Source organism: Blautia luti, assembly GCF_013304735.1.
Lineage (GTDB): Bacteria > Bacillota > Clostridia > Lachnospirales > Lachnospiraceae > Blautia_A.
Genome location: NZ_JAAITI010000041.1, coordinates 18,498 through 30,407, shown reverse-complemented (window position 1 = coordinate 30,407; position 11,910 = coordinate 18,498). Strand labels below are relative to the sequence as shown.

The 11,910-nt window shown below is 44.5% G+C and carries 9 protein-coding genes and 1 other RNA gene; 6 read left to right on the top strand and 4 right to left on the bottom strand.

Annotated elements, in window-relative coordinates; translation table 11 throughout:
• Nucleotides 1–275 precede the first annotated feature (275 nt).
• An RNA gene (gene rnpB / locus G5B06_RS15885) (RNase P RNA component class A) lies at nucleotides 276–625 on the top strand.
• A 97-nt stretch (nucleotides 626–722) separates the two neighbouring features.
• Here rnpB and G5B06_RS15880 read toward each other — a convergent pair.
• The 4 genes from G5B06_RS15880 to G5B06_RS15865 form a co-directional block, all read right to left on the bottom strand.
• Nucleotides 723–1,580, bottom strand: a complete 858-nt coding sequence (locus tag G5B06_RS15880) for a hypothetical protein (RefSeq protein WP_173772495.1) — start codon at nucleotides 1,578–1,580, stop codon at nucleotides 723–725.
• 611 nt (nucleotides 1,581–2,191) lie between these two features.
• Nucleotides 2,192–2,629: an aspartate carbamoyltransferase regulatory subunit gene (locus G5B06_RS15875; RefSeq protein ID WP_021977931.1), complete on the bottom strand. Its 438-nt coding sequence runs from the start codon at nucleotides 2,627–2,629 to the stop codon at nucleotides 2,192–2,194.
• On the bottom strand, nucleotides 2,623–3,546 hold the full coding sequence (pyrB, locus tag G5B06_RS15870) for an aspartate carbamoyltransferase (protein ID WP_021977930.1): 924 nt from the start codon (nucleotides 3,544–3,546) through the stop codon (nucleotides 2,623–2,625). Before pyrB ends, G5B06_RS15875 begins: the two co-directional genes overlap by 7 nt.
• A 69-nt stretch (nucleotides 3,547–3,615) precedes the next feature.
• Nucleotides 3,616–4,017 (bottom strand): putative ABC transporter permease, encoded by a 402-nt coding sequence (locus tag G5B06_RS15865; RefSeq protein ID WP_118062610.1) that lies wholly within the window; start codon nucleotides 4,015–4,017, stop codon nucleotides 3,616–3,618.
• 191 nt (nucleotides 4,018–4,208) lie between these two features.
• On the opposite strand from G5B06_RS15865, the gene G5B06_RS15860 reads away from it, so the two are divergent.
• From G5B06_RS15860 to G5B06_RS15840, 5 genes are read left to right on the top strand one after another with little or no spacing between them, the layout of a single operon-like run.
• A complete protein-coding gene (locus G5B06_RS15860) occupies nucleotides 4,209–5,507 on the top strand; it encodes a bifunctional folylpolyglutamate synthase/dihydrofolate synthase (protein ID WP_173763060.1) in 1,299 nt (432 codons plus the stop codon).
• Nucleotides 5,504–6,634 (top strand): prephenate dehydratase, encoded by a 1,131-nt coding sequence (pheA, locus tag G5B06_RS15855; RefSeq protein ID WP_148447589.1) that lies wholly within the window; start codon nucleotides 5,504–5,506, stop codon nucleotides 6,632–6,634. Before G5B06_RS15860 ends, pheA begins: the two co-directional genes overlap by 4 nt.
• 22 nt (nucleotides 6,635–6,656) lie before the next feature.
• Nucleotides 6,657–7,976 (top strand): ATP-binding protein, encoded by a 1,320-nt coding sequence (locus G5B06_RS15850; RefSeq protein ID WP_148447591.1) that lies wholly within the window; start codon nucleotides 6,657–6,659, stop codon nucleotides 7,974–7,976.
• Between the two features lie 34 nt (nucleotides 7,977–8,010).
• The gene (locus G5B06_RS15845) at nucleotides 8,011–9,546 is read left to right on the top strand and encodes an HD domain-containing protein (RefSeq protein WP_148447592.1); all 1,536 of its coding nucleotides are present in this window, start codon (nucleotides 8,011–8,013) and stop codon (nucleotides 9,544–9,546) included.
• Nucleotides 9,547–9,562: 16 nt separating this feature from the next.
• Nucleotides 9,563–11,716: an RNA degradosome polyphosphate kinase gene (locus G5B06_RS15840; RefSeq protein ID WP_173763061.1), complete on the top strand. Its 2,154-nt coding sequence runs from the start codon at nucleotides 9,563–9,565 to the stop codon at nucleotides 11,714–11,716.
• Nucleotides 11,717–11,910 lie beyond the last annotated feature (194 nt).

Here is an 11,910-nt window from a genome sequence, read left to right as displayed (position 1 = left end):
CTAAAGATCTTCCCTCCCCCTGCATAGCAGGGGGTTTATTTTTACTGTCACACAAGAAAAGATTGCAATGTATAATTCTTTTTTACCATACATTGCAATCTTTTGGAATACTATGTTCTAACTAAATGGCATTGCGTTCGGGCTTCGGAACTCTGAGATCGCCTTCCCTCGCACTTACCGCATTGAAATGCGACCTGCGTAGCCATCCGCCCACATGGCAATGTAAAAAAACAAACTTTACAAGTTTGCGTACCTGTGCTAAAATATCAGATGCGCAGCCAGGCCAGGTGATCGCGGCTGGACAGACGAAAGGGTCCAGACGAGGAAAGTCCGGGCTTCACAGGGCAGGATGCCGGATAACGTCCGGTGGAGGTAACTCCCAGACCAGTGCAACAGAAATAAACCGCCTCCTTTGCGGGGTAAGGGTGGAAAGGCAGTGTAAGAGACTACCGCCGCTGTGGTAACAGAGCGGGCACATGTAAACTCCATTCGAAGCAAGACCGAGAAGAAAGCCATACGGCGGCCCGTCGTGCTTTCAGGTAGGTCGCTGGAGCCTTCTGGCAACGGAAGGCCTAGATAGATGATCACTCAACGACATAACCCGGCTTATCGGTCTGACTGTGTATAATAAATAAGCATATAATAAAAGCAACTGTATTTTGCGGCCAGTTTATAGATCCGCGAAATAGCAGTTGCTTTTTTGGTAAAGAACGTCAGAAACTTTATACTTTCATAGTTTGTTCTTTTTTCAGTTTCAGAATCACATCCAAAGGCAAACCTGTAGTTTCAGCAATAGAAGCATCACTGAGTTTCCCTATCAGATTTCTGGCAATCTCAAGCTGCTTTTTCTGGGAACCATTATTGAAACCGTCATTAAAACCATCATTAAACAGCATCTGACCCAAACGTGTCATACGAATTCCCTCCTTAACATGTTCAAAATCATCATTTTCAAGAAACTTATCTGCCATGGTATAGATCATTGCCTCGATTTTCTGAAGATCTTCCGATGGAATATCTTTTGTATTTTCAGTCAGAGAAAATGCCTGAAGAAATCGTTCTTTTTGGGAAAGCTGCCCGTCCATCAGAGGAATCAGAGTCAGTGGAACGAGATCAGCTTTTGTAAGAATGTCTCCAGAAGAAGCTTTCTCTTTCAGCGTTTTGATCAGTTTATCTGCACTGTGATCCTTCATTATGATCGGAATAACATGATAAGTATTTATTCCTTCGGTAAATGAAGTGACCGGATTTTGTATATTTCCCGAATAAAGAACGTATGTGGTGACAGCTTCATAGGAACGAAAACGTTTCAAACCGGGAATTCCCTCATTCTTGCTCTGGAACTCAAAATGCTTCCATGTACCATCTTCCATAATAAGATTGATATCTTCATAGAATTTCTTAAGATTGAGGACAATGGACTCTGTAGGAGCAGAAGATATAACCTTCCCATCAATACCAAGATAAGGAAGCAACTCCTTAGCAAAGAACTGAGCGGCAATTTTTAAAACCGCATCCTCATGCTGAACTACAGTTGCAGAACCGATTTTATCATTTGTAATCATTTCTTTCCGTGTCATAAAAAATCCTTTCTGCAAAAAGACACAAGAAAGAAATTGTCTGATTACAATATAACAGAAAAAATAAAAACAGACAATACATTTTCCTTTACGTAACAGCTATGTATATATAAACTTGATAAAATGAAAAATACCAGAATCGGTGGAACATAAGAATAAAAATAGAAAACTAAAAATGTAATACAGACAATTCCTTCCCAAAATGCAAGCCTGTTTCCAACAGAATAAAATATCCAACACAAAAAGTCAACAATAAAATATTTTGACATAAGACAAAGATATAAAACTAATACATCTCACAATAAAATTATTATCTAAAAAACAAAACGTTGAACGAACCAAAATAAAAACATCCGTATATAATAGCCAAAAAACAGCGCCCGGTCCCCGGTTCGATATTCAGGCCTTTGCAGGAGCCGTAGTAATACTTAGCTTGTGGGAGACTGCGTTATTTTTCAAAATCATGCTGTTTGAGCGACGCAGGAGCGAGTTCATGATTTTGAAAAATGTTTTTAGCAGTCTTTCACAGGCTTAGTATTCCTAGGCTCCGAAACAGCCGAATATCGAACCGGGGACCGGACGCGTCCGTTCGTTAATATAGTTACTATTTATTATTTATTCCGTTTACCGCTATACTTCTCTTCGCAATACTTACACCGGTAAACTTCCTTTTCCTCATCAGCAAGAACAAAAATCTGATCCAGTCCCTGCTCGATGGAAGTGATGCAACGAGGATTCTTGCATTTGATCACATTCACAACCTGCTTTGGAAGTTTCAGCTCTTTTTTGGCAACGATCTTTTCGTCTTTAATAATATTTACCGTAATATTATGATCGATAAAACCAAGGATATCCAGATCCAGATCTTCGATCGGGCATTCAACCTTGATGATATCTTTTTTGCCCATTTTCTGGCTGCGGGCATTCTTGATAATGGCAACGGTACAGTCCAGTTTATCCAGTTTCAGGTCATGATAAATAGTCATAGCCTTGCCGGCTTTGATATGATCCAGAACATAACCTTCACGAAGAGCACCTACGTTTAACATGGCAGTTCCACCTCCAGTAAAGTAAGAATCAGGGCCATACGTACATAAACACCGTACTGGACCTGTTTGAAATAAGCGGCACGCGGATCAGAATCCACTTCAACAGAGATCTCATTGACACGCGGAAGCGGATGAAGAATATACATATCCTTCGGCGCAAGCTCCAGTTTCTGTTTGTCCAGAACATAGAAATCTTTCATGCGGACATAATCCTCTTCATTGAAGAAACGCTCCTTCTGAACACGGGTCATGTACAGGATATCAAGACTCGGAAGAGCATCCTCCAGACGTTCCTCTTCAACAAATTCCACATTGTTACGTTTCAGAACATCCTCACGGATATAACTTGGAATACGAAGTTCCTCCGGAGAAATCAGGACAAATTTTACGTTTTCATAACGGACCAGAGCCTCGATCAGAGAATGGACAGTACGTCCGAATTTCAGATCGCCGCAGAGACCGATCGTGATATTGTCAAGTCTGCCTTTCAGGGAACGGATAGTTAAAAGATCAGTTAATGTCTGAGTAGGATGCTGGTGGCCGCCGTCGCCGGCATTGATCACCGGGATATTGGATGCCATAGAAGCTACAAGCGGAGCACCTTCTTTCGGGTGACGCATAGCACAGATATCTGCATAGCAGGAAACAACGCGAATAGTATCGGCAACACTCTCGCCCTTGGAAGCGGAGCTGGAATCAGCGGAAGAAAAACCAAGAGCCTTTCCTCCAAGATTCATCATGGCTGCCTCGAAACTTAAACGTGTACGTGTACTTGGTTCGTAAAACAGTGTCGCAAGCCTTTTGTCATCACAGGTATGCGCGTACTTTTTGGGATTTTTCCCGATGTCATCGGCGAGATTCAGAAGCTTCTCGAGCTCTTCAACCGAGAAATCCAACGGACTCATTAAATGTCTCATGTTGTACCTCCAATTATTTACTGGAAATCAGATTCCTTCCAGTTATCATATAATATAACTGTGAGATTTTCAAGAGACTTTCCGAGGATTTTGTCGAAGAAGCCACTCAAAAAAGAGACCGGTGAGAAACCATAAGGGTGCATAGTCCAGCCGGATCACCCCTTTATACTGGAGCGGAACGTGAGAATAGTCCCAGGGACAGATATGAAGCTTCTGAAAAAAAGATCCGATTAAAAATTCCACGAAAAAAATCCCGCAGCTGTAAAAAATCCCCCGTACCATAACCGGAAAACCTTTGAGCTTACGGTAAGCCGGCCGGATCAGGGCCGCAAGACCATAAACCGGGAACATCAGAAGAGAGGTTTTGCCCATCATGGTAAAATGGCCGGTGACAAGAGAGTGCAGCCCTGTCCAGAAAATCTCCAGACACCAGCCCGTAAAACCGCACAGAAAAAAATCCTTCTTTTGCATCTCAAAGCTCCTTCTCATCAGCAAAAAAACTTCTCTTTTCGAAAGCAGAAAATGGGAAGTTTAACTTTATATATATTTAACGTGGAAAAGCGTCTTTAATAGTCTCCCCTGCCTTGAAAAAAATATACACGTGGGTTATAATGAACGAAATTATTTATATTTTCAACACATGCGGAAGGAGAAAACAGACGATGAATTATGAAGAAAGTCGTGCCTACATCAGAGCCGCAGAACTGAAAAAAGGGATTGTTCTGGGACTGGAAAATATGAGGGAGCTGATGAGGCGGCTTGGAAATCCCCAGGATGAACTGAAGTACGTTCACGTAGCGGGAACCAACGGAAAAGGGTCTGTGATCGCATATCTGTATTCCGCTTTATCAGGTGCAGGCTATCGTGTGGGAAGATATATTTCCCCGGCAGTCTATTCCTACAGAGAAAGGATGGAAGTAAACGGAGAGCCTGTCAGCAGAGAGAAATTTGCAGCATATGTGACAAGGATCGCGGAAGTGATCGATGAGATCGTAAAAGAAGGCAAGCCGCATCCGTCAGTATTTGAAATTGAAACAGCAGCCGCATTTCTTTATTTTCAGGATGAGAAATGCGATCTTGTATTAATGGAAGTTGGTATGGGTGGCGATCTGGATGCCACCAACATTATCCGTACCACAGTTCTTTCCATTCTGGTATCCATCAGTATGGATCATACGGCATTTCTTGGAAATACCCTGGGCGAGATAGCAGAAAAAAAGGCCGGCATTATCAAAACGGACAGCCATATGGTGACGGTAAAACAGCAGCCGGAGGCAGAAGCGGTCATACGAAGAGTATGCGAAGAACAGAATGTACCATACGAAGTAGCAGACCGGGACTGTGCAAAAGTACTGGAAGCATCCATAACAAGGCAGACGTTTCTTTATAAAGGAGAGAAATATACGATATCCCTGGCAGGAGCTTACCAGAAAGAAAATGCAGTGGCAGCCCTTCGGGCACTGGAGATCTTAAATGAGCAGGGATACCCAACCACACTAAAGCAGAGACAGGATGGACTGAAACGTACTACCTGGCCGGGAAGATTTGCACTTCTTGGAACGAAGCCGGATTTTGTGGTTGACGGAGCTCATAACCCGGCTGCGGCAGACATGCTGGCTGCATCCATTGAGCGGTATTTTAAGGGAAAAAGGATTATTTATATCATGGGAATGTTCCGTGACAAAGATTACCGCAAAGTCATCCAGAAAACAGAAAAATATGCAGATACCATCCTCACCATTGCGGCACCTGACAACCCCAGGGCATTGACGCCCCAGGAGCTGGCAGACGCAGTGCGGGAGTTTCATTCCGATGTAAGGCCTTTTGATGACATCGAATCTGCAGTGGCAGAGGCCTATCATCTGGCAGGAAAAGAGGATGTGATCATTGCTTTTGGTTCCCTGGCATTTTTGGGGGATCTTACAGAAATTATCAGGAAACATAACGGAGGAAATGAATGACAGATTTGGAAAGATACAGAGACGAGATCGATGAGATCGACAGCGAGATCGTACGTCTCTTTGAAAAACGAATGAAGGTGAGTGAAGAAGTCGCTGAATACAAAATAAAAACAGGCAAACAGGTACTGGATCCGGCACGTGAGAGCCAGAAAATCCATACCCTGAAAGAAAAAGCCCACGGAGACTTTAACAGCCTTGGCGTGCAGGAGCTTTTTCGCCAGATCATGGCTATCAGCCGCAAGAGACAATACCAGCTGCTTACAGAACATGGAATTTACGGAGAACGTAACTTTACAACTGTAAAGCATGTTCCCCTTGAAAACGCAACCGTTGTATTCCAGGGAGTAGAGGGAGCCTACAGCTATGCTGCCATGCGCCAGTACTTTGGAAAAAATATCGAAAGCTATCACGTAAAAACCTGGCGTACAGCCATGGAGGATGTAACCCACGGAAAAGCAGACTATGCGGTACTTCCCATCGAGAATTCCACCGCAGGTATCGTGGCTGATATCTACGACCTTCTCATGGAATACAAACTTTATATCGTAGGTGAGCAGATCATCCGTGTGGATCATGTGCTTCTTGGAATGCCGGATGCAACGGTGGAAGATATCAGGGAAGTCTGCTCCCATCCACAGGGACTTGCTCAGTGCAAAGCCTTTCTGGAAGAGCACCCGTCCTGGAAAAAGAAAGAAGTGGAAAACACCGCAGGCGCAGCCAAAAAGGTCAGCGAAGTGGGAGATAAAGGTGTGGCAGCCATCGCAAGCCGTGAGGCAGGCGAGGTATTCGGCCTTAAGGTCCTTGCGGAAAACATCTGCCGGGAAAAAGCAAACTCCACACGTTTCATCATTGTAAGCCGGAAACCGGAGTATGAGGAAAAAGCCGGAAAGATCAGCATCTGTTTTGAGCTGCCTCATGAAAGCGGAACCCTTTACAACATGCTTTCCCACATCATCTACAACGGACTGAACATGACCAAGATCGAATCACGTCCGATCCCGGGAAAATCCTGGGAATACCGTTTCTTCGTGGACTTCACAGGAAAACTTGGCGAAAGCGCTGTGGAGAATGCATTAAGAGGAATCGAGGCGGAGGCGAATGTTCTCCGCGTTCTTGGAAATTATTAAGATACAGAGGAGTTTTATTATTATGTTAGCAAGAATTCAGGAATGTATCCTTTACCGTAATTTTTCAAACGGTGAGATACTGAACGATATGACAGAGCTTATCAATCTTTATGAATCTGATGAAGAAGCTCTCAAGGCAAAAGAAGACCAGTTTTTCAAAAGTGTCAACGGGCTGGTGGAACTGGCAGGAATGTATGGATTTTCCGGAAATATCTGGCATACATATCTTACATTCCTTCTGGTAAATCATGAGAACGCTTTCAGCATGGCAAGCGAGATCCGGGGAGCCATCAAAGGCAGTATCAACGAGCTGGCAAAAAACGATTTCCAGATCTTCAAGGAACTGTACGATTTTGACATTACAGTTTTTGACAAAGTGTTCGGGACAGCATGCTGCAAGGTGATCTGTGACTATCAGACACCGGATGAGAACAGTAAGCTCTTTAATACCAGGATCCGTGACCGTATCTGCCAGATGAGCAAAACTCTGGCAGCAGCCACCACAACCGAAGAATTCATGGATGACATGGTATCCTTCTACAAAGATTTCGGCGTTGGCAAGCTGGGCCTTCACAAGGCATTCCGTATTGGTCATGACGAGGACGGCAAGGTAGAGATCCAGCCTATCACAAGGATCGCACATGTGAAGATCGATGACCTGGTAGGATATGAGATCGCCAAGAAAAAACTCATCGACAACACAGAAGCGTTTGTCCAGGGAAGAAAGGCCAACAATTGCCTTCTTTTCGGTGATGCGGGAACCGGTAAATCTTCCAGTATCAAGGGTATCCTGAACCAGTATTATGATCAGGGGCTTCGTATTATTGAGGCCTACAAGCATCAGTTTCAGGATCTCAATGAAGTGATTGCCCAGATCAAAAACCGTAATTATCGTTTTATTATTTATATGGACGATCTTTCCTTTGAGGAATTTGAGATCGAATATAAATATCTGAAAGCAGTGATCGAGGGCGGTCTTGAGAAAAAACCGGACAATGTCCTGATCTATGCAACAAGTAACCGACGTAATCTTGTGCGTGAACGTGCGGCAGACAAGCTGGAGATCGCAGATGAAGATGATCTGCATTCTTCCGATACCGTACAGGAGAAACTTTCCCTGGTATATCGTTTTGGAGTCCGTATCTATTTTGGCAAACCGGACAAAAAACAGTTCCAGGAGATCGTCCGCACACTGGCAGCCCGTTATGGCGTTACCATGCCGGAAGATGAGCTTCTTCTGAAAGCCAACCAGTGGGAACTTTCTCATGGTGGCCTGACCGGACGTGCCGCACAGCAGTTTATTGATTATATTGTGGGAACAGAGGAAGAAAAGAGAAAATAGTCCACCTGTGTATTGGGGGAAAGGATGATGAACTATGGCGGTGACAACCTTTGCGGCAATTGATATAGGATCCTATGAAGTCAGCATGAAGATTTTTGAAATGTCAAAGCGGACCGGTTTCCGGGAGATTAATGACGTTCGTTACCAGCTGGAACTGGGGCGGGGAACTTATGCGGCTGGACGGCTTGAGATGGAAACTGTGGATGAACTCTGTGGGATCCTTGATGATTTTAAACGCATGATGGCTGACTTTGGGGTGGAAAGCTGGCGTGCGTGTGCCACAAGCTCCCTGCGTGAACTGGAAAATCCGGTGATCATCCTGGAACAGATCTTCCAGAGGACCGGAATCCGTGTGGAGATCTTAAGTAATGCGGAACAGCATTTTCTGGGATATAAATCCATTGCGGCCATTGAATCCGGCTTCAAAAAAGCCATTCAGAAAGGCACGGCAATTCTGGACATCGGAGGTGGAAACCTGCAGATTTCTCTCTTTGACAAAGATGCTCTCGTACTGACTCAGAGTATCCGTATGGGAAGTCTTCGTATCCGTGAACGGCTGAAAGAACTGGAGAAAACGACTCCACATTATGACCGGCTGGTAGAGGAATTTATCCGTAATGACCTGATGTGTTTCCAGAGACTTTATCTTAAGGACAAAGAAATTTCCAATCTGATCCTGATGGGAGATTTTCTCACAGATACGATTTTTCAGGACAGATCCGGGGAAAATATGATCACAAAGGAAGAGTTCCTGAAAAAATACGAGACTATCGTAAACATGTCCGACTATGATCTTGCAGAATCCATGGGGCTGGAACCGGAATATGCTTCCCTGATTGTGCCGAATATGGTTATCATCCGCAATTTCATAGAAATTTTTCAGGCGGAAGCACTGTGGATCCCCGGTGTTTCTCTTCTGGATGGAATTGCCTATGATTATGCGGAAAAAAACAAATATCTGAAAAGCGCCCACAATTTTGAAAATGATATCCTGGTGGCGTCCGCAAATATTGCCAAAAGGTATTCCAGTGGAAAGAATCATATTGCAGGAACCACCGATCTGGCACTGGATATTTTTGACAGTACAAAAAAAATCCATGGCATGGGAAAACGTGAACGCCTTCTTCTGCAGATTGCGGTTCTTCTTCATGACTGCGGAAAATATATCAGTATGAGTGATGTTGCAGAATGTTCCTACCGGATCATCATGGCGACGGAGATCATAGGCCTTTCCACAGAGGAACGGCAGGTGATCGCAAGTGCGGTGCGGTATAATACCAGAGAATTCGGCTGTTATGAAGAGATCAACCGTGAAACTTCCATGAACAGGGAAAATTATCTCCTGACTGCGAAGCTGACAGCAATTCTCCGTCTGGCCAATGCCATGGACAGAAGCCATTATCAGAAGGTAAAAGCCCTCAATGTAACATTGAAGGACAGAATCCTTTATCTGGTGATAGACTCCGCGAAGGATGTTTCTCTGGAACTGGGGCTTCTGAAGGATAAAAAGGAATTCTTTGAAGAGGTGTTTGGCATCCGGCTTGTAATGAGACGGAAAGGCAGAAGATAACGGAGGAGGTTTTTGTATGAAATTTAAGGAATTTGACAAACCGGAATATTTTGTAAACAGAGAGCTGAGCTGGATCAAATTTGATGACCGCGTGCTCAGTGAGGCCAGGGACAAAAATCTGCCTCTGTTTGAAAGACTGAAATTTTTGAGCATTACCTCATCCAATCTGGATGAATTCTACATGGTCCGTGTGGCATCCCTGAAAGATCAGGTCCATGCAGGGTACAAAAAAACGGACATTGCGGGAATGACAGCCAAAGAGCAGCTGAAAGCCATCAGTCAGCAGGCCCATGATCTGGTTCACGTACAGTACAGTACATTAAACCGGTCTCTGGTTCCTGCCCTTGAAAAAGCAGGACTTCATGTGATCTTTGAGCATGAGGCATTTTCCGAGAAACAGAAAGAATTTGTGGACCGGTATTTTGAGGATAATGTATATCCGGTTCTGACACCCATGGCAATGGATTCTTCCAGACCATTTCCGTTGATCCGTAACAAGACACTGAACATCGGAGCACTTCTTTCCAGAAAAGATACCAAAAAAGGAAAAGAAGAGATAGATTTTGCCACCGTGCAGGTGCCTTCCGTGCTTCCGAGAGTGGTGATCATCCCTTCCGAAAAAAAAGGTCATACAACGGTAACGCTTCTGGAGCAGATCATTGAGCGGAACATCGACAAACTGTTTTTAAGCTACGATGTGATCTGTGCACATCCGTACCGGATCATGCGTAATGCAGATCTTTCCATCGATGAGGATGAGGCGGAGGATCTTCTGGTGGAGATCCAGAAACAGCTGAAAAAGCGTCAGTGGGGCGAAGTGATCCGTCTGGAAGTGGAAGATAAGATGGACCCGAGGCTTCTGGATATCCTGAAGATGGAGTTCCAGGTTCATGGAGATGATATCTTTTTTATCAACGGACCGCTGGATCTGACCATGCTGATGAAGGTTTATGGTATCGATGGATATGATCAGTTCAAGGAGCCGAAGTACAAACCGGCAGCAGTACCGGCATTTCAGAATGATAAAGACATTTTCCAGGTGATCCGGGAAGGGGATGTGTTCCTGCATCATCCATATATGAGTTTTGATCCGGTGGTGAATTTTGTGCGCCAGGCGGCAAAAGATCCGGATGTACTGGCAATCAAGCAGACACTGTATCGTGTCAGTGGCAATTCCCCTATTATTGCGGCGCTGGCTCAGGCTGCGGAAAACGGCAAGCAGGTTTCTGTTCTTGTAGAGCTGAAAGCACGTTTTGACGAGGAAAACAATATCGTCTGGGCCAAAATGCTGGAAAAAGCAGGCTGCCATGTAATTTATGGTCTGGTAGGACTGAAGACACACAGCAAGATCACCCTTGTTGTGCGGAGAGAAGAAAACGGAATCCGCCGTTATGTCCATCTGGCAACCGGAAACTATAATGATTCCACAGCCAAACTTTATACAGACTGCGGTATTTTTACCTGTGATGAGCGGTTTGGTGAGGATGCAACGGCTGTCTTTAACATGCTTTCCGGATATTCCGAGCCGAAACGCTGGAATCGTCTGATCGTTGCGCCCATCTGGATGAAAGACCGTTTTGTAAAAATGATCGAGAGAGAAGCACAGCATGCGAAAGACGGAGAAGAGGCTCACATTGTGGCGAAGATGAATTCCCTGTGTGACCCTGCGATCATGGCGGCACTGTATTACGCTTCTTCCTGCGGTGTAAAGATCGATCTTCTGGTTCGTGGTATCTGCTGTCTGAAAGTGGGCATTCCGGGTATCAGTGAAAATATCCATGTGCGTTCCATTGTCGGCAATTTCCTGGAGCACAGCCGGATTTTCTATTTCCACAATGGTGGTTCCGATGAGATCTACATGGGAAGTGCAGACTGGATGCCACGTAATCTTGACCGTCGTGTGGAGATTGTTTTCCCTGTGGAAGATGAGGGAATCAAGGACGAGATCAAACATGTGCTGGATCTGGAATTCCGTGACAATGTAAAAGCGCATATCCTTAAGCCCTCCGGTCTCTATGAGAAGCAGGACAAACGGGGAAAAACCCTGATAAATTCCCAGATGGAATTCTGCCTGGAAGCCACCGAGCGGGCCAAAGCCGCAAAAAAAGAGAAGAAAGAAAAGAAGAGAGTCTTCGTACCGGCCGAGCCGGCGGAGGATATTGAAAAATAATATAGGAACGAGAATTGAAGACAATCAGGAAATGCTGGAAATTGAACTTCGAATAAGAGACAATAATCAGCCAGAATCTATCCAGGCATAAGCCAGGACCCTACAGAAGAGAAAATAATAAGATACATAAAGAAAAGGACAGCCATATCATATCAATGTATGATACAGCTGTCCTTAAATAATATTCTTAAAGA